Origin of the sequence: Salinimicrobium sp. WS361 (genome assembly GCF_050750585.1) — a bacterium.
In the GTDB taxonomy this organism is placed as follows: domain Bacteria; phylum Bacteroidota; class Bacteroidia; order Flavobacteriales; family Flavobacteriaceae; genus Salinimicrobium.
Genome location: NZ_JBOJLM010000019.1, coordinates 1 through 22,688, shown reverse-complemented (window position 1 = coordinate 22,688; position 22,688 = coordinate 1). Strand labels below are relative to the sequence as shown.

22 protein-coding genes are annotated in these 22,688 nt (G+C 41.3%); 17 read left to right on the top strand and 5 right to left on the bottom strand.

The genetic code is table 11. From position 1 onward, the window contains the following. Positions 1–30: 30 nt before the first annotated feature. Both ACQ93I_RS15060 and ACQ93I_RS15055 read left to right on the top strand, forming a co-directional pair. Positions 31–414, top strand: a complete 384-nt coding sequence (locus ACQ93I_RS15060; RefSeq protein WP_431699235.1) for a hypothetical protein — start codon at positions 31–33, stop codon at positions 412–414. Positions 415–571: 157 nt separating this feature from the next. After that, the gene (locus ACQ93I_RS15055) at positions 572–1,591 is read left to right on the top strand and encodes a Gmad2 immunoglobulin-like domain-containing protein (protein WP_431699234.1); all 1,020 of its coding nucleotides are present in this window, start codon (positions 572–574) and stop codon (positions 1,589–1,591) included. On the opposite strand, the gene ACQ93I_RS15050 is transcribed toward ACQ93I_RS15055, so the two are convergent. Next, entirely contained in the window at positions 1,588–2,661 is a 1,074-nt protein-coding gene (locus ACQ93I_RS15050) for a branched-chain amino acid aminotransferase (protein WP_431699233.1), read from the bottom strand. The two genes, ACQ93I_RS15055 and ACQ93I_RS15050, sit on opposite strands and share 4 nt — an antisense overlap. 106 nt (positions 2,662–2,767) lie before the next feature. On the opposite strand from ACQ93I_RS15050, the gene ACQ93I_RS15045 reads away from it, so the two are divergent. From ACQ93I_RS15045 to ACQ93I_RS15035, 3 genes are all read left to right on the top strand, one after another. Next, positions 2,768–3,259, top strand: a complete 492-nt coding sequence (locus ACQ93I_RS15045) for a DUF4920 domain-containing protein (RefSeq protein WP_431699232.1) — start codon at positions 2,768–2,770, stop codon at positions 3,257–3,259. Positions 3,260–3,262: 3 nt separating this feature from the next. Continuing rightward, positions 3,263–3,937 (top strand): tRNA (5-methylaminomethyl-2-thiouridine)(34)-methyltransferase MnmD, encoded by a 675-nt coding sequence (gene mnmD / locus ACQ93I_RS15040; protein WP_431699230.1) that lies wholly within the window; start codon positions 3,263–3,265, stop codon positions 3,935–3,937. A 64-nt stretch (positions 3,938–4,001) separates the two neighbouring features. After that, the gene (locus ACQ93I_RS15035; protein WP_431699229.1) at positions 4,002–4,919 is read left to right on the top strand and encodes a TIGR01777 family oxidoreductase; all 918 of its coding nucleotides are present in this window, start codon (positions 4,002–4,004) and stop codon (positions 4,917–4,919) included. Between the two features lie 39 nt (positions 4,920–4,958). Here the strand turns inward: ACQ93I_RS15035 and ACQ93I_RS15030 are convergent, their stop codons facing one another. After that, on the bottom strand, positions 4,959–5,639 hold the full coding sequence (locus ACQ93I_RS15030) for a YceI family protein (RefSeq protein WP_431699228.1): 681 nt from the start codon (positions 5,637–5,639) through the stop codon (positions 4,959–4,961). 150 nt (positions 5,640–5,789) lie between these two features. Here ACQ93I_RS15030 and ACQ93I_RS15025 point away from each other — a divergent pair, with 150 nt between their 5' ends. The 12 genes from ACQ93I_RS15025 to kynU all read left to right on the top strand — a co-directional run bounded on the left by ACQ93I_RS15025 (position 5,790) and on the right by kynU (position 19,263). After that, the gene (locus ACQ93I_RS15025; RefSeq protein WP_431699227.1) at positions 5,790–6,371 is read left to right on the top strand and encodes a nucleotide exchange factor GrpE; all 582 of its coding nucleotides are present in this window, start codon (positions 5,790–5,792) and stop codon (positions 6,369–6,371) included. 28 nt (positions 6,372–6,399) lie between these two features. After that, a complete protein-coding gene (dnaJ, locus tag ACQ93I_RS15020) occupies positions 6,400–7,524 on the top strand; it encodes a molecular chaperone DnaJ (RefSeq protein ID WP_431699225.1) in 1,125 nt (374 codons plus the stop codon). Between the two features lie 220 nt (positions 7,525–7,744). Next, complete coding sequence (locus ACQ93I_RS15015) at positions 7,745–8,674, top strand: ABC transporter ATP-binding protein (RefSeq protein WP_431699224.1); 930 nt, start codon at positions 7,745–7,747, stop codon at positions 8,672–8,674. Continuing rightward, positions 8,667–9,959, top strand: a complete 1,293-nt coding sequence (locus tag ACQ93I_RS15010) for an ABC transporter permease (RefSeq protein ID WP_431699223.1) — start codon at positions 8,667–8,669, stop codon at positions 9,957–9,959. The genes ACQ93I_RS15015 and ACQ93I_RS15010 overlap by 8 nt, the downstream gene beginning before the upstream one ends. A 64-nt stretch (positions 9,960–10,023) precedes the next feature. Continuing rightward, on the top strand, positions 10,024–10,917 hold the full coding sequence (locus ACQ93I_RS15005; RefSeq protein ID WP_431699222.1) for a DUF6268 family outer membrane beta-barrel protein: 894 nt from the start codon (positions 10,024–10,026) through the stop codon (positions 10,915–10,917). Positions 10,918–10,921: 4 nt separating this feature from the next. Then, positions 10,922–12,085 carry a sigma-54-dependent transcriptional regulator gene (locus ACQ93I_RS15000; protein WP_431699221.1) on the top strand — a complete coding sequence of 388 codons (1,164 nt, stop codon included), beginning with the start codon at positions 10,922–10,924 and terminating at the stop codon, positions 12,083–12,085. A 115-nt stretch (positions 12,086–12,200) separates the two neighbouring features. Then, entirely contained in the window at positions 12,201–12,422 is a 222-nt protein-coding gene (locus ACQ93I_RS14995) for a hypothetical protein (protein WP_431699220.1), read from the top strand. A gap of 695 nt (positions 12,423–13,117) precedes the next feature. Continuing rightward, positions 13,118–13,621 (top strand): DUF6702 family protein, encoded by a 504-nt coding sequence (locus ACQ93I_RS14990; RefSeq protein WP_431699219.1) that lies wholly within the window; start codon positions 13,118–13,120, stop codon positions 13,619–13,621. A gap of 56 nt (positions 13,622–13,677) precedes the next feature. Next, positions 13,678–15,987, top strand: a complete 2,310-nt coding sequence (locus ACQ93I_RS14985) for a M1 family metallopeptidase (RefSeq protein WP_431699217.1) — start codon at positions 13,678–13,680, stop codon at positions 15,985–15,987. 201 nt (positions 15,988–16,188) lie between these two features. After that, entirely contained in the window at positions 16,189–16,470 is a 282-nt protein-coding gene (locus ACQ93I_RS14980; RefSeq protein WP_345597910.1) for a Sec-independent protein translocase subunit TatA/TatB, read from the top strand. A 197-nt stretch (positions 16,471–16,667) separates the two neighbouring features. Continuing rightward, a complete protein-coding gene (locus tag ACQ93I_RS14975; protein WP_431699216.1) occupies positions 16,668–17,309 on the top strand; it encodes an O-methyltransferase in 642 nt (213 codons plus the stop codon). 685 nt (positions 17,310–17,994) lie between these two features. Further along, the gene (gene kynU, locus ACQ93I_RS14970) at positions 17,995–19,263 is read left to right on the top strand and encodes a kynureninase (protein ID WP_431699215.1); all 1,269 of its coding nucleotides are present in this window, start codon (positions 17,995–17,997) and stop codon (positions 19,261–19,263) included. 136 nt (positions 19,264–19,399) lie between these two features. On the opposite strand, the gene ACQ93I_RS14965 is transcribed toward kynU, so the two are convergent. The 3 genes from ACQ93I_RS14965 to ACQ93I_RS14955 all read right to left on the bottom strand — a co-directional run bounded on the left by ACQ93I_RS14965 (position 19,400) and on the right by ACQ93I_RS14955 (position 22,332). Continuing rightward, positions 19,400–20,044, bottom strand: coding sequence for a hypothetical protein (locus ACQ93I_RS14965; protein ID WP_266068658.1), 645 nt, complete (start codon positions 20,042–20,044; stop codon positions 19,400–19,402). 944 nt (positions 20,045–20,988) lie between these two features. Beyond that, a complete protein-coding gene (locus ACQ93I_RS14960) occupies positions 20,989–21,744 on the bottom strand; it encodes an SDR family oxidoreductase (protein WP_266068660.1) in 756 nt (251 codons plus the stop codon). A 432-nt stretch (positions 21,745–22,176) separates the two neighbouring features. Beyond that, on the bottom strand, positions 22,177–22,332 hold the full coding sequence (locus ACQ93I_RS14955) for a lmo0937 family membrane protein (RefSeq protein ID WP_029038389.1): 156 nt from the start codon (positions 22,330–22,332) through the stop codon (positions 22,177–22,179). Positions 22,333–22,688 lie beyond the last annotated feature (356 nt).

Genomic DNA, 22,688 nt, shown 5'->3' with positions numbered 1-22,688 from the left:
TCTAATTTTATGCGAATTTAAAGCATTAGGATGAAAAAAAGCTTAAAAGCAGTACAGGAGTTTCATGAAGCTTTTGGTTTGGGAGTGAAACAGCAGCCCACAGCAAGGCTCGAAGACGGAAAAACACAATTGCGGTACGAATTGATGAAGGAGGAGAATGAAGAATACCTGGAAGCAGCAAAAAATGATGACCTGCCCGAAATTGCAGATGCCCTGGGCGATATGTTGTACATTTTGTGCGGTACAATTTTAGAGCACGGCCTGCAACATAAAATTTCTGAAGTTTTTGATGAGATACAGCGCAGCAATATGAGCAAACTTGGCGAAGATGGGAAACCAATTTACAGAGAAGACGGGAAGGTGCTCAAAGGACCAAATTATTTCAGGCCGAACTTTGAAAAAATTTTGAGGTAAAATTGTAGGTCTAATATGCCATTTTTGACACCCGACTGAGAACAGTGATTTTCTCACTTATCAGGCAGATCGTAAATATTTAAAAGGGTAGAAGTAAACCGGCAACAGGTAACCTGCCATGCTTTTCCATATTTTGAAATTTTAGTATCTTATAAAGATGAGAGCAATATATTTCATTTTTATAAGCCTGGTCTTTATGTCCTGTCGCAATTCCGGGGGAGGTGAAGAGGCACAGGCGCCAACGTTGGGAGTGGAAACTGTACAGGAGGAGCAAAACCCGAAGCTGCAAACCTACACCTCCCAAAAATGGCATTTTTCAGCAGAAATTCCGCAGGGATTTGAGGTTTTTGAAGGGCAACTTCCGGGGGAGTCCCCTGTAATTAATTTCTACGCCGGCGACCTTGAGAAGGAACCGCCGTTTGGCATTCATAATGATGCCTCTATGGCCTATATCACCGTGCTACCGCAGGGTTTTGGTGTTGATGCACCTGGTGGGCCGCGTAAATCATTAAAAGATTGGGAAGGGAACCTGCCTTTGTCGTTCAACATCAATAAAAACGATTCCTACGCCTATTTGCTGGAAAATGGTGAGCCGTGGGCAATAGGTGTCAGCTTCAATTCGCCGCCGCCGGGCTGGAATGAGTATGGAACCATCTATATTTTTTATGAGGTAAATGATTTTAGAGCAGAATGCTTCAGCAGTAGCACCGGTGAAGAAATAACTATGGAACAATGTGATCCTTTAGGAGGGGATGCCATGAAGTTCTACGGAAAGGTTTCCGAAGAAAAAAGGGCAGCCTTAAATGCCATTTTAGAGAGTTTACATTTTATTGATCCCAACCGGGAGCGCGAAGAGATTGGGAATTTAATTAAGCCTGAAGTACCCGAAAGAAACGCTACTGTGACTTCGCCGCTGCAAATAGAAGGCAGGGCAAAAGGCACCTGGTTTTTTGAAGCGAATGCGCCGGTAAAGCTGGTGACCGAAAGTGGGAAAGTACTGGCCGAAAGTTACCTTGAAGCACAAGGAGACTGGATGACCAAAGATTGGGTGCCGTTTAGTGGGCAGCTTGAATTTAAGACAAAAGAAAAGCGCGGCTATTTGATCTTTAGCCGCGCCAATGCTTCAGGAAAACCGGAGCATGACAGGATGCTTCGGATTCCGGTAGTATTTAATTAATTCTTTTTGACAGCATACCTCCAGCCAAATTTATCTTCGGCTTTGTTGTACTGTATTTCCATTAACTTCTGTTTTAAAAGTGAAGCATAAGAATCTTCCAATTGTGGCAGTTCATATTTTTTGCCTTTGTTTCCAAAACCTCTTACGGGGTTAATGGTAGCAGCGGTACCCGATCCAAAGATCTCCTTGAGTTCACCTTTTTCGGCAGCTTCTACAATTTCAGAAACTTTGATACGCCTTACTTCTGCTTCAATTCCTAACTCTTCGGCAAGGGTGAGCACGCTTTTTCGGGTTACCCCGTCAAGGATACGATCACTGGTAGGAGCCGTGATAAGTTTGTCGCCAACCCTAAAGAAAATGTTCATGGTACCGGCTTCTTCCAAATATTCGTGAGAATTGGCATCGGTCCACACAATTTGCTGGTAGCCTTCCTCTTTGGCAAGATTGGTAGGGTAAAATTGCGCTCCGTAGTTTCCGGCCGCTTTGGCATACCCCACACCACCATCGGCAGCACGGCTAAATTTATCTGCAAAGAACACCCTTACTTCGCCGCTGTAATAAGCCTTGGCAGGAGAACAGATGATCATGAATTTATAAGATTTTGAAGGAGAGGCCGAAACCCCTTTTTCAGTAGCAATTACGAAAGGCCTTATATAAAGGGAATTTCCGAAGCCTTTTTTGATCCAGTCACGATCTAAATTTAGAAGGGCTTCAAGACCTTCAAGAAAGACATCTTGTGGAAATTCTGGGATCGCAAGTCTTTGCGAAGATTTATTAAAACGCTCAATATTGGCGACAGGACGAAATAGCCACACCTGGTCGTCATCATCTTTAAAAGCTTTCATTCCCTCAAAAATAGCCTGCCCGTAATGGAAGACTTTAGCTGAAGGATCCAGCTGAATGGGACCATAAGGTTTTATCGTGGGATTTTGCCATTGACCGTCGTGATAATCGCATTCCATCATATGATCTGCAAATACATTTCCGAAGACCAGGTTATCAAAATCAACCGAATCGATATTTGAAGTTTTAGTTTCAATTACATCGATTGCGAGAGGTGTATTTTTCATGGATATCTATTTGAAGCAAATTTACCGAAATAAATACAGGTTCTAAAGATGTGTTTTAACTAATTTTATTTTAATTTGAAATTTACAAACCTTTAACAGGAACACAATGAAGAAAATTAATTTATTGCTGCTGTTATCTTCTTTAATGATGACAATATCCTGTTTTGCACAGGAAAAGAAATTAGGTGAGGCGGGAGGTTATGTTTCTGTAGGAGAGGAGTTTGAGCTGGTTTCGGCACTTTCTGCACAGCGTATGCAGGAGCACTATAACACCCTTAAACCCGGCGATACTGTCAATGTAGTTTTTAGGGGAAATGTGGCTTCGGTTTGTAAAAGCAAGGGTTGCTGGATGAAAGTAGCTCTGGAGGATGATCGTGAAGTTATGGTGAAGTTTAAAGATTATGCCTTTTTTGTTCCTAAAGATATTGAGGATAAGGAAGTAATAGTGGAAGGAAAAGCCTTTGTGACTGAAATGTCTGTTGAAGACCGGCAGCATTATGCTGAAGATGCAGGAAAAACCCCTGCTGAAGTCAAAGCTATAACCACTCCCGAGCTTACACTCTCATTTGTTGCCGATGGAGTTAAAATTAAAAACTAGGTCTTGAAACGTGAGATTATAAAAACCGGGGATGGTTCTTCCACCATTTTTCTGCCCGAGTGGAACGAGCATTACCACTCCAAACACGGTGCCTTGCAGGAGGCATTGCATGTCTTTATCAAAAGTGGTTATCAATTCTACCTTTCAAGCCATGAGCCCACACAACTTTCAATTCTTGAAATAGGATTTGGAACAGGCCTTAACGCGTTCCTCACTTTAATTGAGGCTGAAAAAGATAGGATACACGTAAATTATACAGGCGTTGAAGCATATCCCGTGGAGGCAGAAGAACTTCAGGTATTAGATTATTCTGAAGTTGTAGGGGAGAAAGTGGCTTCAGAAGTTTTCAAAAAGCTGCATGAAACTCCCTGGGAAAAATCTGTTGAAATTTCGCCATTTTTCAGACTTCAGAAGGAAAAGAAATTCTTTAGTGAAATATCTGCAGTACAGGAATTTGATCTTATTTTTTTTGATGCCTTTGGTCCGCGGGTGCAGCCCGATCTATGGAGTGAAGAGGTATTCAGGAACATGTATGCAGCCTTGAATACCAACGGTGTATTGGTAACCTACTCTGCCAAAGGTGATGTGCGACGGGCTATGCAGGCGGCAGGTTTTGAAGTGTCACGTTTACATGGGCCACCGGGAAAGCGGGAGATGCTACGGGCTGTCAAAAAATAGCGCTGTTAAACCTTTAATAAACAGCGGGGCTGTTTGAGGATAATGCCGTAAATTCAAAATAAAAATGCGAATTCTTATTACCGGAGCCACCGGCCTGGTAGGTTCCGAAATTACCCGATTGTGTCGTGAAAAGGGCATCAATGTCAATTTTCTAACCACGAGCAAGGGGAAAATTGAAAAGAGTGAGGCCTATCGTGGCTACTACTGGAACCCCTCAACCGGAGAAATAGATGTCAAATGCCTGGATGGCGTGGGTGCAATTATCAATCTTGCCGGGGCAAGTGTCTTCCAACCCTGGACGAAATCTAACAAGGAGAAAATTCTTAACAGCAGGCTGGATTCTTTAAATCTACTGTATAAAACCCTTGAACAGAATTCTCACCAGGTAGGGCAGCTGGTTTCTGCGAGTGCTATTGGTATCTACCCTAGCTCAAGAAGCAAGATGTACGAGGAAAAGGATACTGTGGTGGCCAATGACTTTTTAGGAGAGGTTACGCAGCAATGGGAAGCAGCAGCTGATAAATTCCAGGATCTTAGCCTGCGGGTTGCCAAAGTGAGGATAGGTATTGTACTCTCGGCCGAGGGCGGCGCACTACCTCAAATTATGAAGCCAGTGAAGTTGAACCTGGGAGCACCTTTGGGTTCAGGGAAGCAGTGGCAATCGTGGATTCACATAAAGGATCTCGCCAGTATCTTCCTCTTTATAATCACTAATGGTTTACAGGGTGTGTACAACGGCGTAGCGCCAAATCCTGCCACCAATGAAGAGCTCACAAAAGAAATAGCAAATGCTCTCGATAAGAAATTGTGGCTTCCAAAAGTCCCGGGGCTGGCATTAAAAGCAGTGATGGGAGAAATGTCTGGCGTGGTGTTGGGGAGCCAGCTGGTGAGCAGCTCAAAAATCCAGGAAAAAGGCTTTGAATTTTCCTTTGTGAATTTAAGGCCTACTATTAAAGATTTGATCAATAAAAAAGCCGGCTAAATGAAGCCGGCTTTTCTTAGTTCCTATTTGAAGAGGATCTTAGTTTGTTTTGCGAGCGGTAACATTAACTGTTAGCTCCATTTCGTCACTAATAAACTTGTCTCCAAGGTTATCAAAAACAGATTTTGAACCGTAGTTCACTCCCCAATTAGTTCTGTCAATAATGAAAGTCTCACTCTTAAGAGTAATTGTTTCACCATTAATTTCAGTATTTACGGGGAACTGGATGTTTTTAGTTTCCTCTTTAAGGGTAAGATTTCCCTGAAGTACTTTTTGTCCGTTTTCCTCGGTCACTCCGGTAATTTCAAAAGTAGCTGTAGGGTATTTATTCACATTAAAAAAGTCAGTTTCTTTGCCTTCAACAGTTCCTTTAAGGTGGTCTTCAAGACTTCTTTTGTCTTTCTCTTCCATACCTTCATCGGTCACGGTGATAGAATTCATGTCGATAACAACACGTCCGCTGGTAATTTCTTCAGTCGTAGCCATGAGGGTTCCGTCTTCAATGTTGATGGTTCCCACGTGCTCACCGGTAGGTTTTGTACCTCTCCAGTCTATAGTAGATGCAGTAGTATCTATCTCGTAAGTCATTGCTTCTTCTGTTGCAACAGCTGCTTCCTGGGCTTCACCCGGTTCAACTTTATTTTCATTATTGTTTTTACAGGCCACGGTTCCCATGGCAACTCCTGCAACAAGTACGAAATTTAAAAATCTTTTTTTCATCTGGATATTTAATTGTTTAACCTGCAAAATTAGTTTTTTTACCGGGCCTTTATCCTAAAAGAATATTAAAACTTTCCTGTGACATTTTGGCATTTCAAATTTCTTGGCAGACCTTTTGCTAATTGTGTCACGGAATAAAATACGTATCACATGAGCGAGAAAGAACATAAAGAGGAAAATATTTCAGAAGAAGAAGTTATAAAAGACCAGGTAGAGGACATACTGGATGAAGCCATAGAAAAAGCCGATACACAGGAAGACACTACTCAGGATGAGGAAGTTTCAGAAAAAGAAACCCTCAAAAATGAACTTGAGAAGGAAAAAGATAAATTCCTGAGGCTCTTTGCTGAATTTGAAAATTACAAGAGGCGTACCAGTAAAGAGCGCATAGAGCTGTTCAAGACTGCCAGCCAGGACGTCATTGTGGCAATGTTGCCGGTGCTTGATGATTTTGATCGTGCCCTTAATGAGATCAATAAAGCAAAAGACAAGGAATTATTGAAAGGCGTAGAGCTTATTAACAATAAATTCAGGGAGACCTTACGCGCTAAGGGGCTTGAGCAAATGGAGGTAAAAGAGGGAGATACTTTTGACTCTGAGATCCATGAAGCTATCACGCAAATTCCTGCCCCAAAAGATAAATTAAAAGGCAAGATTGTTGACGTGGTTGAAAAAGGATACAAACTGGGCGACCGCATTATTCGTTATCCAAAAGTGGTGACCGGGAAGTAACTTTTAATCTGAGAACTTTAAAAATATCATGAAAGAGGACTATTACGAAATATTAGGATTAAGCAAGAACGCGACCACAGCCGAAATCAAAAAGGCGTACCGCAAGAAGGCTATAGAATTTCATCCCGACAAAAATCCGGGAGACTCTAAGGCAGAGGAAATGTTTAAAAAAGCTGCCGAAGCTTATGAAGTTCTAAGCAACGAAGATAAGCGGGCACGATATGATCGCTTTGGTCACCAGGCATTTGAGAATGGCGGCTTTGGTGGCGGTGGTGGCGGAATGAATATGGATGATATTTTTAGCCAGTTTGGAGATATTTTTGGCGGTGCTTTTGGCGGCGGCGGAGGTTTCTCGGGCTTTGGTGGCGGCTTTGGCGGCCAGCGAAGGGCTAAAGGTAGTAACCTGCGAATTCGCGTAGCCCTCACCCTCGAAGAAATTGCCAATGGTACCGAGAAAAAGATAAAGGTTAAAAGAAAAGTCCAGGCACCGGGTACTACCTATAAAACATGTTCAACATGTAACGGTACAGGCCAGGTGACCCGTGTGACAAATACTATTTTAGGGCGTATGCAAACCGCTACCCCCTGTACTACTTGTGGCGGAAGCGGACAAATGATCGATAATCGTCCTGCCGATGCCGATGCTCAGGGACTTGTAGTAAACGAAGAGACCGTTTCTATTAAAATTCCTGCAGGGGTAGTAGAAGGGATGCAGCTCAAAGTATCAGGGAAAGGTAACGAAGCACCCGGCAATGGCGTTCCCGGAGACCTCCTGGTAGCCATTGAAGAAAAAGAGCATCCTGTACTGCAACGGGAAGGAGATAATCTTCATTATGATCTTTACATCAGCCTTTCTGAGGCTGTGCTGGGAACCTCAAGAGAAATTGATACAGTATCAGGAAAGGTTCGCATCAAGATAGATGAAGGTGTACAATCTGGAAAGATTTTGCGCCTTAGGGGCAAAGGTATACCGAACATAAATGGCTACGGAAAAGGCGATCTTTTAGTGCACGTAAATGTGTGGACTCCAAAAACGCTTAACAAGGAACAAAAAGACTTTTTTGAGCGTATGGCAAATGATGAACACTTCCAGCCGAAGCCCGAAAAATCTGATAAATCATTTTTTGAAAAAGTTAAAGATATGTTTACATAATTTGCATTTGTTAAAAATTTTTGCATATATTTGAGCATCACTAATTCAGGTTAGTGGTAAATTTTTCTTTTTCATAGCAATTTTTTTCCCATCCTTAAGTCAATTAAGGGTGGGTTTTGCATTTAATGGGATAACGTTTTTCGCATTTTAGAGAATCTTAAATTCTTCCTAATGGCGATAAAGCTTTTTTCAAAACTCTATCTTTACACAAAGCCCGTATATGAATAACCTTTTGGTAGCCGAAAATGTTTCAAAACAGTTTGGTAACTTCACAGCACTCAACAACATTTCTCTGGAGATTCCAAGAGGAAGCATCTTTGGCCTTTTAGGGCCTAATGGAGCAGGGAAGACTACCTTTATAAGGATCATCAATCAAATAACCCTGCCCGACAGTGGCAGGATGTTGCTTGACGGGCGGGCGCTACAGCCAAACGATATTCAGCATATAGGTTACCTTCCGGAAGAGCGGGGGCTTTATAAATCCATGAAAGTGGGAGAGCAGGCCCTGTACCTTGCACAGCTCAAAGGCCTTTCAAAAGCTGAAGCCAAAGAGCGGCTTCAGTATTGGTTTAAGAGACTGAATATTGAAGACTGGTGGGGTAAAAAGATTCAGGAGCTTTCAAAAGGGATGGCCCAAAAAGTGCAATTTGTGGTCACGGTTTTACACCGTCCAAAATTGCTGATCTTTGACGAACCCTTTAGTGGTTTTGACCCTGTGAATGCAAATTTGATCAAAGACGAAATTTTGCAGTTGCGGCGCGATGGTGCCACGATCCTGTTCTCTACCCATAGAATGGAAAGCGTGGAAGAAATGTGTGACTATATGGCGTTGATACATCGGGGAAACAAATTACTTGATGGGGAAGTGAATGAAATTAAGAGGCAGTACAAATCGAACACTTATGAAGTGGGGCTAATGGCTGCCCGGCCCGAAAATCTAAGGAAGGAACTGGAGGAGAAATTCCGCATTTCTGACACCGAGTTTAAAAGCATCAATGACGATCTTAAGCTGCAGATTCAGATTGACGGCGATGCTTCACCAAACGAACTACTTACTTTTCTCACCTCCCGGGCAGAGGTAAACCATTTTGTGGAAGTGATTCCTTCAGTAAATGATATATTCATAAAAACCGTTACCACCAATGCGTAACCTAAAACTAATTATCAGGAGGGAATACCTGGCAAGGGTCAAAAATAAAGCCTTCATCGTAATGACATTTTTGAGCCCTCTTATCCTCGTTGGGATGATCGTGCTTATTGCTTACCTGGTAAACCTAAATTCCGAAGAGCAGCACGTAATTGGAGTCAATGATGAAAGCGGGATCTTTGTAGATGATTTTGACAGTTCTAGGGATGTTAAGTTTATTGACCTATCTAATATTGAACTTGAAGCAGCTAAGACCATTGTAAAAGAAAAAGAATATTACGGATTGCTGCACATCCCGCAACTGCAGGAGAACAGGGTTCCCGATATTGAGTTCTTTGCCAAAGAAGCCCCGGCCTTTGGGTTTTTGAGCGAGATAGAGAAGACCATTGCCGAAAAACTTACCAACAGGCAGCTGCTGGCCCGCGGAATTGACCTGGATGTTATTGCGTCTTCGAGAGCAAAGGTGGATATTGGTATCCAGAATTTTTCGGGCGAAAAGACTTCAAAAATGTCAACTTATGTCAAGATGTTTTTTGGCGGGGCAGCCGGTTACCTGTTGATGATGTTCATTATTATCTACGGAAACATGGTAATGCGCAGTGTGATTGAAGAAAAGACCAACCGCATTATTGAGATCATAATTTCTTCTGTAAAACCTATACATCTTATGCTGGGTAAAATACTGGGCACTTCTCTTGCCGGAATTACTCAGTTTCTTATCTGGGTGATCCTGGGAGGAGTAATGCTTACTGTAATTACTGCAATTTCTGGGATGAGCATGGCCGAACTCCACGGCCCGCAGCAGCAGGCAATGGAACAGATTAGCGACAATGAACTTCAGCAACTGGTTATAGATATCGCAAATTTACCTATGCTGTTACTGCTGGTAAGTTTCCTGGTTTACTTTATAGGAGGTTATTTCTTATACAGTGCCATTTATGCGGCAATTGGCGCAGCTGTTGATAACGAAACCGATACGCAGCAGTTCATGCTTCCGGTAATACTGCCTTTAATGCTGGGTATCTACGTAGGCTTCTTTGCTGTAATTAAAAATCCGCATGGGGTTGTTTCCACAGTATTTTCAATGATCCCGCTTACATCGCCAATCGTGATGCTTATGCGCATACCATTTGGGGTAGCATGGTGGGAATTGGCTATATCTATAGCTATTCTATTCCTTACTATAGCAGGTGTGGTATGGGTAGCTGCAAAGATCTACAGGGTTGGGATTTTGATGTACGGTAAAAAACCCGGATATAAGGATTTGTATAAATGGCTGAAATATTAAGATTTTTTTGAGAGGGTTCCCCATGAAGCTTGTGTTACTTTACACTAGCAACCCAAATAAAAAAATGAAAAATTTAATCTTTTATCTAATTGTTGCCCTGCTGTTTTCCGGACTTTACGACATGCAGGGGCAAAATACAGATCTTGCCAGAATTGAATATACGTACTTTCCGCAGTCAGATTCAGACAACTCTTTCAGGAGGTTCAGGACCTTTGCCAACTTTCCTATAAAACTGAAGAAAGAAGGCAGTTACCTGTTTCCGGGAATAGAGTACGAGAACATTAACTTCAAATATGAAGATAAGGCTCCGGTCACCGGAAGAGAGGACTTAGACAGGTACCAGTCTTTTACTGCCAGCCTGGGCTATACCTTTAAAATGCAGAAGAACTGGAGATTTGCGGCCACGGCAGGTGTAATGCTGGCCTCTAACTTTGAATTAGGAGAGGCGCTAAATGACGACCTCCTTTATACCGGTTCAGTATTTTTTATTAAAGATGAGAACGGCGAAGAAAACCTTAAGCCCTGGAGGTTAATACTAGGGCTTCATTATTCTACCACTTCAGGAATGCCGTTCCCGTTACCGGTGGTGAATTACTACCGGGAAATTTCACCCAACTGGTCTTATTCTGCCGGGGTTCCAAAGTCAAACCTTAAGTACTCTTTTAACGAAAAACATCACCTGCAGCTCTTTGCTACTTTAGATGGTTTTTTTGCTAATATTCAGAACAACAGGCTGATGTCTACCACAGGAAAGGTAGCAGAAAATATTTCTATGACCATTGTGCTGGGAGGAATAGGTTATGAATATAACTTTACTAAACATTTAGTATATTACCTCTACGCCGGTCATACCATTATGAACGATATAAGGCTTAGAGATGGGGACAAAGATGATGTTTATGTGGTAAATGAAACTAATACTTTTTACGGCCGAAGCGGAATAAAATTTAAAATTTAGAAGCATGCCAAAAATACTTTTGATTGAAGACGAAGCCGCCATTAGAAGGGTTTTGATCAAGATACTTACTGAAGAAAATGCTAACTACGAAGTCGAGGAAGCTGCTGATGGCCTTGAGGGGGTTGAAAAAATAAAAGACCAGGACTACGATCTTGTCCTGTGCGATATCAAGATGCCAAAAATGGATGGGGTAGAGGTATTGGAAGCGGCTAAAAAAATAAAACCTGAAATTCCTATAGTCATGATCTCTGGTCATGGCGATCTAGACACTGCAGTGAATACCATGCGGCTCGGGGCCTTTGATTATATCTCGAAGCCGCCCGATCTTAACAGGTTACTCAACACTGTACGCAACGCCCTCGACAGGAAAGAGCTGATGGTAGAAAATACCCGTCTTAAGAAAAAAGTGGGTAAGAACTTCGAGATGATAGGAGAATCTGAAGCTATTACAAGGATCAAGAACATCATTGAGAAGGTGGCACCTACAGATGCAAGAGTACTTGTTACTGGCCCCAACGGGACTGGAAAAGAACTGGTGGCCCACTGGTTACATCAAAAAAGTGATCGTTCAGCCGGACCTATGATTGAAATGAACTGTGCTGCTATTCCTTCCGAATTGATTGAAAGTGAACTTTTTGGGCACGTAAAAGGGGCATTTACTTCGGCAAATAAAGACCGTGCCGGGAAATTTGAAGCCGCTAACGGTGGTACAATCTTTCTTGATGAGGTAGGTGATATGAGCCTCTCAGCGCAGGCTAAAGTCTTACGTGCACTGCAAGAGAGCAAGATTTCAAGAGTGGGGAGCGACAAAGACATCAAGGTAAACGTTCGCGTAATTGCAGCTACCAATAAAGACCTCAAAAAAGAGATTGAAGAAAACAACTTTCGGGAAGATCTTTATCACAGGTTGGCGGTGATCCTCATCAAAGTCCCTGGGCTCAACGAAAGAAGGGATGACATCCCGTTACTCGTAAATTTTTTCTCAGACAAAATTTCTGAAGAACAGGGAGTAAATAAAAAAACCTTTACCGAAGACGCACTTAATTTGCTGAAAGAATACAACTGGACAGGAAACATCCGGGAGCTGCGTAATGTGGTGGAACGGCTCATTATACTCGGTGGTCAGGAAGTCAGCGAAGAAGATGTCAGGTTGTTTGCGAGCAAATAGTCATTAGTAGTGAGTATGAAGTATTGAGTATTGAGGAGTTATGCTGCATTGAAGACAACCGAAGAAGAATTTAATTTGAAACAAGAATTCTTATTTTGTAATAAAGGACGTAAAGATGGATATTCAAGCTGAGAAGATAGAATTGGCAAAATTGTTATTAAACACTAACAATCCAAAGATTATTCAATCTATCAAGCAGATCTTCAAAAAAGAAAAAACTGCTGATTTTTGGGACGAACTCACTACTGACCAAAAGAAAGAAATTAAAACTGCAAAAAAACAGATAGAGGAAGAAAAATCGTCAGACTACGAGTCATTTATGAGCAAACATAGATAATGAGTAGAAAGATTATAATTTCAGAAATAGCGGAAAAAAGATTAGAAGCTCTTTTTGAATATTTAATGGAAGAATAGTCTTTTAAAGTAAAATCGGACTTTATAAAAGAGCTGGATAAGAACATCCAAATCATTAAAGATCAGCCAGATGTTTTTCCGGAATCAGATGAAGAAAGTGGTTTGAGAAAGTGTGTAATTACTAAACAAACTACTTTATATTACCAATTTAATGATATTGAAGTTCACCTGTTGACTTTTTTTGATGCACGACAGGATCCTGAAAAGCTAAAGAAAGATTTTTAAAAGACTCAGCATAACAAGCTAACTCAATTTGCAGAATTCCTCTCAAAAATGGCATTTTGAACTACTTTTAAAATCAGGTTGTTAACGGATAAATTTGAGCTGAATGATTTGAGGCTTACAATCTGGAGTGGGTGTCAAAAATGTCATTTTTTCCTTCCTTTTCTCCTCCTCTACAGAGGAAAGAGCATCTTTAGAAGATTTCCTTTTCAGAAAAGATACTGACCTCTGCTGCGTTCTACCCAAATGACCAAGCATTTTCCAGGGAGCTCCCATATCCAAACCATAATTTCTTACTGACTTTAAACCTTTTTGGTTTGCTTCAGTCTCATTTACCACACCTGCTGTGGAACGGTCTTTGTTACACAGAAGACAACTTCAGGTACAGAAGAATCCATGAAAAGAACAGTTTTACTTTTTTTAATTGCCCTGCCTTTACTGGCTTTTACTGCTGTGCATAAATTCTATGTTAGTGCGACAAATATTGAATACAACGAAAAACAGCGTTCCCTCCAGATAATTTCCCATGTTTTTACAGATGATATGGAAGACCTTCTGCAAACCCGGTACAGTGAGAGTTTAACGCTTATCAAAGGGAATGAACACCCTGCGGCCGATGAATTTATTCAGAAATATTTCGGGGATAAGTTCCGTGTAACTGTAAATGGCGAGCAACGTGCTGTTAACTACATAGGTAAAGAATATGATAAAGACCAGCTACTGGTGTACCTTGAGGTGGAAGACGTGGAACCTATAAAAAACATAGGTGTCGAAAATAGCATTTTGACAGATCTTTTTCCGGAGCAAAAAAATGTAATAAAAGTCGAGTACGGTGGGAAGATAAAAAGTCTCTTACTCATGCGTGATGCGCCGGGCGGCACGTTAAAATTCAGCAATTAAAATTGTGAAACTTATAAATTCAGTTATTTTTAGCAACCTAAACTCAGAAACTACATATGAAATCTATTAAAACTGCCTTTGCGGCTTTTTTTATTTTAATGTCGGCCGGCCTTTATGCGCAGGAGGCAGAGCAGCAAGCAGAGCAAAAGGAGGGAGGCCACCTCAATGAGAATAAATTCCGGCAGTTGTACCAGGAATTTTCAACCCCAAACCAATATCGCACCGGTAGTGGTGCACCCGGTCCTGCTTATTATCAGAATGAAGCCGATTATAAAATGGACATTGAACTGGATGATAAAAATCAAAAGTTAACGGGGCACGAGACCATCACTTACCACAATAATTCTCCCGATGTACTTGAATATCTTTGGGTGCAACTTGATCAAAATATTCGCTCTAAAGAATCTGTAGCCAAATTAAAAGATGGTAATGGAATAGCACCGGTGGCGCAGCCGGGTAACTTTGTTTCAGAATATATGCAGGAACCTTTTGATGGAGGTTTTAATATTACTGAAGTAAGTGCCAATGGCAAGCCTTTAAAAACGGTTATCAACAATACTATGATGCGGGTAGATCTTCCGCAGCCATTAAAGGCAGGAGAAAAATTCACTTTTGACATTGCTTGGTGGTACAATATTAACAATCATCTTGAAGACAGGGGGCGTTCTGGATTTGAACATTTTCCAGAAGATGGGAACAACAGTTATGTGATAGCACAGTTTTTCCCCCGAATGGCCGTTTACAATGATGTAGAAGGATGGCAGAATTACCAGTTTTGGGGAAATGGTGAGTTCGCGCTTCCTTTTGGAGATTACGAGGTAAATATTACTGTGCCTGCAGATCATATTCTTGACGGGACCGGAGAGCTGGTAAACCGAAAAGAGGTTTTTTCAAAAGAAATGATGCGTCGCTATGAGCAGGCTAAGAAGTCGTATGATAAGCCTGTAATGATCGTGACTCAGGAAGAAGCTGAAGCAGCCGAAAAAGGTTTTTCTGATAAGAAGAAAACCTGGAAGCTTAAAGCTGAGATGGTAAGGGATTTTGCTTTTGCTACCTCCCGTAAATTTATCTGGGACATGATGGCTGTAGATCTTGGAGAGAAAGACGTGATGGCCGTATCTCTGTACCCACAAGAAGGTAACCCGCTGTGGGAAGACTATTCTACCAAAGTTGTTGCGCATACCTTAAAATCATATTCAGATCACACTTTTGCCTATCCTTACCCAAAGGCAATCTCGGTACATGCCAAGAACCAGGGAATGGAATATCCTATGATTTGCTGGAACTATGGAAGGCCAAATGAAGATGGCACGTACAGTGACCGTGTGAAATATGGAATGATGAGTGTGATTATCCACGAGGTAGGACACAACTTCTTCCCTATGATCGTAAATTCTGATGAGCGCCAGTGGGGCTGGATGGATGAAGGACTTGACACCTTTATGCAGTATGTGGCCGAACAGGAATACGGTGAAAAATTTCCGAATGATATTGAACCGCATACCAAATATCCTTCAAGAAGGGGAGAGCCTTCAAAGATTGTAGATTACATGAAGGGAGATCAGAAATACATCTCTCCCATCATGTCCAACCCAGAAAATGTTTATCAGTTAGGAAATAATGCCTACGGAAAACCGGCAACTGCACTAAATATTCTGCGGGAGACCGTAATGGGAAAAGAACTTTTTGATTACGCTTTTAAAACCTATGCGCAAAGATGGATGTTCAAGCACCCAACCCCCGAAGATTTCTTCAGAACAATGGAAGATGCATCGGCTGTAGATCTTGACTGGTTCTGGAGAGGCTGGTTCTACACTACAGATAATGTAGACATAGGGGTTTCAGAAGTTAAGAAGTATTATGTAACAGATCAACCTACCAAAGAGGGAACAGAGCTGCTTCAACGTTACGGAGTAGAAGACCCTTCTACTATGGATATTCTTTATGTGGTTGAAGAAGGCAGTGAAGAATTTGAGGCGTCTTTAAAGGGAAAATCTCCTGCGGAAAATTCAACAACTTTGAATGAGTATTTGATGGACAACTTTACGCCGCAGCAAAGAGCAGAGATGAAAATGCCGAAATATTTTTATCAGGTGACTTTCAATAAACCGGGCGGATTGGTAATGCCTATTATAGTTGAGTATACCTATGCCGACGGTACTTCCGAAAAAGTGACTTATCCGGCACAAATCTGGAGAAAGAACGATCAGGAAGTCAGCAGGGCGCTGGCAACTGACAAAGAGATTACTAAAATTGTAGTTGACCCCGATCTTGAAACTGCCGATGTAAATGTGAACAACAATTCATGGCCACAGGAGGCAGAGGTAGATAAATTTCAGGAATTCAAGGAGAGAACTCAGGGCTAACCTGGTTTTTCCGAAGAAATCCTATTCCAAAATCTTTTGTAAAACTCTCCTTTTTGAGGGGGAGTTTTTTTATGCGGTTAATTTTTAAAAACTAAATAGGCTGGAATTTATTTTTACTGAAAACTCATTCTGAAAATTGCTGAAAAGTTTTTAACAAGCTGACTTTTCTAGTGACTGGAATAGTAAGTATATTTGCAACGTATGCAAACACTTCCGTTATTTATTAGTGGTGCCGAGATCGCCTTTATCATGTTCATCCTGGTGATGGTGTTTGGTGCCGATAAAATCCCTGAAATTGCCCGAGGTTTGGGTAAGGGTATGCGCAGCATTAAAAATGCCACAGAAGACATTAAGTCGGAAGTAATGCGAAGCGCCGAAAAACAAGGCATGGATACTTCTATTGGCGACGATGTGAAAAAAGAGGTTGACAAGGTGAAAGAGGAGATCGAGGAGCTCACAGGCTCGGTGAAACGAAGGTTTTAATTCAGTAAGCAGTGCACAGTCTAAAGTAGGCAGTTACTAAATTATAATCCAATTTCAGATATCAGGCAACCCATTTTCCAACATTAAATTTCAATTTTGGTCACAACCGGCTTTTTGATTTATCACCAACAGCTAATGGTAAAAAGCCAATAGCTTTTTTCACTTCGTACTTCTAATTTCTAAACCCGTACTTCCACATGCATTTTTTGCCACAAGAGATAGACGATTACGTCGTTCAACATTCAGCTAAAGAGCCGGAATTGTTACAGCAATTAAACCGGGAAACCAATCAGAAGGTACTGCAACCGAGAATGCTGAGCGGGCATTACCAGGGGCGGCTGCTAAGTCTTTTGTCAAAGCTTATCAATCCGCAGAATATCCTGGAAATTGGGACTTACACGGGATATTCCGCTTTGTGCCTGGCAGAAGGTATGAAAGCTGGCGGAATTTTGCATACTATAGATATAAACGAAGAACTGCTAGACCTCCAAAAAAGGTATTTTGAGGCCTCTCCCTGGAAAGAACAGATCGTTCAGCATTTAGGAGATGCAACCCATATTATTCCAGCTCTGAAAGAAAATTTTGACCTCGTCTTTATTGATGCCGATAAACCAAATTACCCGGATTACTTTCAGCAAATAATGGAAAAGCTGCGTCCTGGAGGCGTAATTTTATCTGATAATGTGCTGTGGAGTGGAAAAGTTGTGGAGCCGGTGAAAAAAGACGATGAATCGACTCAGGCTTTACTAGAATACAATCGACTTTTGGCAGAAGACGATCGATTAGAGACGGTGATGTTGCCGGTTAGAGATGGGTTGACGATTAGTAGAAAAAGGTAGCTTATTTAAAGATAGGTGTTAGTGCTTTTTTCCGGTTGCCCCAACCCTAAAGGGTGCCGGAAAAATAGATCATGATTACAATATATTTTTTCAAGGTCTACTTTCTACATACTATTATCGTGATATGGATTATCTTTTATCATAGTTTTAAATTTAATAAAAATTAATTCTCACTCTTTAGGGAAGGGTAAAAGAATTAGTTTTTTAAAAGGATACTATTTGTATTTTTTCCGGTTGCCCCGGCCCTAAAGGGTGCCGGAAAAAAATAAATCGTTATTGTAATTTTTTTTGGGGGGGCTACTTTCTAAATACTATCATCGTGATATGGATTAACTTGTCATAGTTTAAATTTAATAAAAACTAATTCTCACCCTTTAGGGAGGGGCAAAAAAATTAGTTTTTTATAAAGCTTTTGTTTGAACTTTTTTCCGGTTACCCCGGTCCTAAAGGCTGCCGGAAAAATAGATTATTAATGTAATATATCTTCTGAAGGAGCCCCTTTCCACATACTATTATCGTGGTATTGATTATCTTTTAACCTAATTTAAAGTTTAATAAAAACTAATTCTCACCCTTTAGGGAGGGGCAAAAGAATTAGTTTTTTTCCGGTTGCCCAACGAGGGGAGCTAGAGACCATCCTAAAATTTCTTCTTAAAAAGTGTATTTTTGAAACAAATTTTTCAGGATGACTTTCCAAAACACCTTAGACTACGCCCAACAACTTGATCAACAAGATCCTCTAAAAGTATACCGCAATAAATTCCATTTTCCGAAGGTAGGCGGTAAAGATGTCATTTATTTTACCGGGAATTCCCTGGGGCTGCAGCCAAAGAACGCAAAGGAATACGTGGACGAGGTCATGACCGATTGGGCCGGGCTGGCTGTGGAAGGTCATTTTCAGGCAGAGAAGCCATGGTGGGACTATCACGAAAGATTTTCAGAAAAACTGGCTCCCATAGTCGGGGCAAAACCTTCGGAAGTTACGGTTATGAATACCCTAACCGTTAATTTACATTTACTGATGGTTTCATTTTACAGGCCAACTTCTAAGCGATTTAAGATCATTATGGAGGAGAAGGCTTTTCCAAGTGACCAGTACATGATTGCGAGTCAGGTGCGGTTTCATGGATTAGAGCCGGATGAAGTTATTGTGGAAGTAAAGAAAAGAAATGGAGAACATCATTTTAGAAGCGAAGATATTCTGCAAAAGATTAGCGAAGTAGGAGAAGAGTGCGCCTTGGTGCTCATGGGCGGAGTAAATTATTATAACGGGCAGGCTCTGGACATGGAGACGATTACCAAAGCCGGAAAAGAGGTGGGAGCCTTTGTTGGATGGGACCTGGCACATGCCGCAGGAAATATAGAATTAAATCTGCATGAATGGGGCGCTGATTTTGCTGCCTGGTGCAGCTATAAATATATGAATGCCGGCCCGGGAAATGCTTCAGGATGTTTTGTGCATGAGCGGCACCATGGGCAGAAAGATATTCCACGTTTTGAGGGCTGGTGGGGATATAATAAAGGCCGTCGTTTTTTGATGGAACCTGAATTTCAACCCGAGCCCAATGCCAATGCCTGGCAAATTTCTAACGCACCTGTGTTGGCCCTGGCTCCGTACCTGGCTTCCCTGGAATTGTTTGAAGAAGTGGGAATGACGGTTTTAATTGAGAAACGAAAAAGGATCGTCGCATACCTTGAGTTTATATTGCAGGAAATTGCGCGGGAAGTACACTGCAATTTCGAAATTATCACACCAAAAGATAGGGGAACACAGTTATCGGTGTTCCTACACGGACAGGGAAAAGAACTCTTTCATTATTTAATGAGGAATGGCGTGGTCACCGACTGGCGGGAACCCAACGTTATTAGGTTAGCGCCGGCGCCTTTCTATTGTTCTTATGAGGACATGTGGAAGTTTGGTCAGGTTTTGAAGGATTACTTTAAAAAGGAATAAGTATCAAGAAGCAAGAGACGAGGATTTATAAAATTGAAGATTTGAAATTGTTCCGCAAAAATGCAAGGAAGACCAATGGCCAACGGTTTTGCTAAAAATCTCTTTAATATCTAGACTTTAAAGTCTGATGTCTCTGTTATTCAACACTAACATCCGTAAAGAAAAGCTCGAAACTTCCATCTTTGTTCCGATGTGTTTTTGCGATGGGAATTCCTCTATGCTCTTCGTAATTTTCCCAGGTAGTGGCAAAAGGGTTTTCCCTGCTGCCACCCGATAGATATACCCACTCCCTGATCATATTATCTTCTCCAAAATAGATCTCGTACATGTCGCCGGGAGTATAACCTGCTTCGCCGGGATATTTCACTGTTACCCGCTGCATTTGTTCACCACTTATTGGTGCGGTAGCCTCCTTTGTGTGCTCCCACTCCATATCATCCCATACCAGGTGGAATGGGAATAATAGCCAGTACTGGTCGTTTATAAACTGCTGGTCGATCTTCTCATTTGCAGCTGCTTCTGTCTCATGGTTATAGGTGACGGTGTTATTGGCAGTATTAAGGCTGACTTCATGTGTTTTAGGTTTCCACGTCCATGCCCTGCTGGTTCTAAGGCTGTCATTTACTTTTACGTTAAAAGTGTAACGGATTTCTTCGACATCGTTCCAGTTTTCAAAACCATTAGCTTCTGCAATTTGCTCAACTATAGTAGTTTCTTTTTTCTGATTGTTGCAGGAGATAATTAAAAAAAGGAGGGGAAGGAAGAGAAGTGTTTTTTTCATTTTGAATATGAGTTGGTACTGGATAAAGATATGAAAATGGGAATTATTTAATTTGTGAATTGGGGATTGGTTAATCGATAAACTAAAAAGCACGATTTTCAAGCCAAAATTTCGCAATCCACTATTAAGATAAAGCTAATAGCAAAAGGCTTCTTCCAAAACTTGAGAATAAAGTGAGGGGTAACATGGTAGAAGATCAATTTCTCCGACAATTGGACGAGCAGAACCTATAAGTGTGTATGTTTATCGAAAATGAATCCTCTTCTTTTTTCATCAATGGAAAAAAGAAGCAAAAAAATCCAGGCTTACTAAATTTTTTGTTCAGCAGCTAAATTTTAGGAACTCGCCAGGATAAAATAGTTTCGAGATAGAATCGCATAAGCTCAAACAGCCTAAAATTTCACGCTGCTTTCACTTCAAATTTGTCGTCAATTTTTCGTAGGCCGTTTAGGTTCTGGTTTTTATTGAAGCAGTTCCTTATTTTCTTGGGAACGGATAAAGAATCAGTTTTTGGAGACTTCAACAAACTCTCCAAAAATAGGAAAAGACACCAGCTGTTGGCGCGGATCTGTGATTCGTGACGATTATCAAAACTAGAACAGATGGAGATGTACTACATCCAAGGGGGAGATTACTTCAGTCGCCTTGTCAGCTCCTTCGTCAAGACGTAAAGATGCTAAACAGTTGAAAAAAAGACTGCCAACTAAAAACTGCGCACTGCCTACTTCTTTTCCCGGCTCACTTTTAGTCCCGATAGCCATCGGGAGGGGTAAAACGGGAAAAGGAAATACTTCGACTAATCCACCCTTTGGTCGGACTCAATGTTAGAATTTCCCGCAACCCGCAACCCGCAACCCGCAACAGTGTCAACTTGTAACCTGGAACCTACAACAAATATTTTTTCGTACTTCTAACTTCTAAAGTCTGAATTCTAAGATCTTACTTTAAAGTGCTTTCACACTCATACCGCCATCAGCGACTATATTTTGTCCCGTAATAAAAGAAGATTGATCCATAGCCAAAAATGCGATGACTGATGCTATTTCTTCGGGTTCTGCAATACGGTGGAGCGGAGTACGTCGCAAGATCATTTCTTTTCGCTCTCCCTGCAGTACCGAATCGGTTAGAGGAGTGCGTGTGTACCAGGGTGAAACCGCATTGACTCTAATATGGTCTCGTGCCCATTCCACAGCCAGACTTCTGGTTTGTTGTAAAAGTCCGGCTTTTGCCATAGCATATGGCGTGCCGGTGCCAACATCCTGAGTCGCGGCAGCCGAAGAAATATTGATGATCTTTCCGTTTTTGGATTTTACCAGTTGCGGATACAATTCGCGAGCAAGGAGGAAAGGTGAAATCAGATTCGTTTCCAGTACCTGCCGGTGCTCTTCTTCAGAAATATCTGTAGCTTTTTTCCGAATATTTATTCCGGCATTGTTTACCAGGATAGTCACTGCTTTCCAGTTATTCAGTGTCCACGTAGCAATTTTATTGCGGTCTTCGGCCTTGGTGACATCAGCAACTATTCCTTTTACTACATGACCCTGAGCTGTATATTCATCTTCTACCTTTAGAATGTCATCTGCATTTCTTGCGGTAAAGAGCACTTCTGCACCCAACTTGAGAAATTCCTCAACAGTTGCCCTGCCAATTCCTTTTGATCCGCCGGTGATTACTGCGGTTTGTCCTTTAAGGTTCCACATTTTTTTAATGATTAAAGTTTAATGACTAAGGATTAATTATGACCAGAAAAACTGAGCGGCCGCAGATGTGCACACCAATTCATACTTTCATTGCTGGCGCAGATTTGTAATCCGTGCCGAGGTTCAGAACAAACTTCCAGTACTGGCGCGGATTTGTAATCCGGGCCGAGGGTTTAAGACAAACTTCCCTTACTGACACAGATTTATGGTCTTTGCCGAGGCTCAAAACCAACTTACATTATTATATAGTTTCGAATAAAACTTACTGCCTATTGCCCACTCTAATTCCATTTTTGCCGTGATGAACTTAGCATTAACAAAAAAGGCATAAACTGAGAGACCGCCTCAAATAAAGACAAGAAAGATCCAAAATCACCAGAAGATGATAGAGGTATTCTTCTTCTCAATATTTACCGAGGCGGCCTCTGTTTTCTACAGACTTCTTCCTGTAAGGAGTTTGTATATGATCAGGATTACTGCGATCACGATCAAAATATGGATTATGCTTCCAAGGTCTGGAAAGGCGAAATAGCCTATTAACCATCCAATAATTAATAAAACGATAATAAGCCAAACTAGGTCTCTCATAATTGATTAATTTGTGCTACCACCTGGTAGCTGGTTAGTTTTTCATGGTTATTCACCTAAAATCTGTATTTCTAAGTCGGTTTTTCACAGATTATTTATTAAAAGTACAAAAGCTTTAATCTCAATAATCTACTTTAACGGAGGTTTAACCCTTCAGAAGATTTTGAGTTAAAAAAATATAGATGATTTAATTGGTCTCAGGTTAGGGTCTTAAACCCTGCAATTTTATTCATAGGAGGGTAAATACCCCGAGGCTTGCCTCGTTAGTAAATGTTGTAAAGTTTGAAAACGTGTTCCACTAAAATGCTCCGTGGGCTTGCCCCGGAGAAATTTACTGCAGAACTTTAGTAGTGCGA

Bases quoted from the DNA above. Each gene is read 5' to 3' on its own strand.
- ACQ93I_RS14960 (WP_266068660.1), bottom strand. From the start codon at position 21,744: ATGTGGAACCTTAAAGGACAAACCGCAGTAATCACCGGCGGATCAAAA.
- dnaJ (WP_431699225.1), top strand. From the start codon at position 6,400: ATGAAAGAGGACTATTACGAAATATTAGGATTAAGCAAGAACGCGACC.
- ACQ93I_RS15005 (WP_431699222.1), top strand. From the start codon at position 10,024: ATGAAAAATTTAATCTTTTATCTAATTGTTGCCCTGCTGTTTTCCGGA.
- ACQ93I_RS14980 (WP_345597910.1), top strand. From the start codon at position 16,189: ATGCAAACACTTCCGTTATTTATTAGTGGTGCCGAGATCGCCTTTATC.
- ACQ93I_RS14965 (WP_266068658.1), bottom strand. From the start codon at position 20,044: ATGAAAAAAACACTTCTCTTCCTTCCCCTCCTTTTTTTAATTATCTCC.
- ACQ93I_RS15015 (WP_431699224.1), top strand. From the start codon at position 7,745: ATGAATAACCTTTTGGTAGCCGAAAATGTTTCAAAACAGTTTGGTAAC.
- ACQ93I_RS15030 (WP_431699228.1), bottom strand. From the start codon at position 5,639: ATGAAAAAAAGATTTTTAAATTTCGTACTTGTTGCAGGAGTTGCCATG.
- ACQ93I_RS14985 (WP_431699217.1), top strand. From the start codon at position 13,678: ATGAAATCTATTAAAACTGCCTTTGCGGCTTTTTTTATTTTAATGTCG.
- kynU (WP_431699215.1), top strand. From the start codon at position 17,995: ATGACTTTCCAAAACACCTTAGACTACGCCCAACAACTTGATCAACAA.
- ACQ93I_RS14975 (WP_431699216.1), top strand. From the start codon at position 16,668: ATGCATTTTTTGCCACAAGAGATAGACGATTACGTCGTTCAACATTCA.
- ACQ93I_RS15060 (WP_431699235.1), top strand. From the start codon at position 31: ATGAAAAAAAGCTTAAAAGCAGTACAGGAGTTTCATGAAGCTTTTGGT.
- ACQ93I_RS15010 (WP_431699223.1), top strand. From the start codon at position 8,667: ATGCGTAACCTAAAACTAATTATCAGGAGGGAATACCTGGCAAGGGTC.
- ACQ93I_RS14990 (WP_431699219.1), top strand. From the start codon at position 13,118: ATGAAAAGAACAGTTTTACTTTTTTTAATTGCCCTGCCTTTACTGGCT.
- ACQ93I_RS15035 (WP_431699229.1), top strand. From the start codon at position 4,002: ATGCGAATTCTTATTACCGGAGCCACCGGCCTGGTAGGTTCCGAAATT.
- ACQ93I_RS15000 (WP_431699221.1), top strand. From the start codon at position 10,922: ATGCCAAAAATACTTTTGATTGAAGACGAAGCCGCCATTAGAAGGGTT.
- ACQ93I_RS15045 (WP_431699232.1), top strand. From the start codon at position 2,768: ATGAAGAAAATTAATTTATTGCTGCTGTTATCTTCTTTAATGATGACA.
- ACQ93I_RS15050 (WP_431699233.1), bottom strand. From the start codon at position 2,661: ATGAAAAATACACCTCTCGCAATCGATGTAATTGAAACTAAAACTTCA.
- ACQ93I_RS14995 (WP_431699220.1), top strand. From the start codon at position 12,201: ATGGATATTCAAGCTGAGAAGATAGAATTGGCAAAATTGTTATTAAAC.
- ACQ93I_RS15055 (WP_431699234.1), top strand. From the start codon at position 572: ATGAGAGCAATATATTTCATTTTTATAAGCCTGGTCTTTATGTCCTGT.
- ACQ93I_RS15025 (WP_431699227.1), top strand. From the start codon at position 5,790: ATGAGCGAGAAAGAACATAAAGAGGAAAATATTTCAGAAGAAGAAGTT.
- ACQ93I_RS14955 (WP_029038389.1), bottom strand. From the start codon at position 22,332: ATGAGAGACCTAGTTTGGCTTATTATCGTTTTATTAATTATTGGATGG.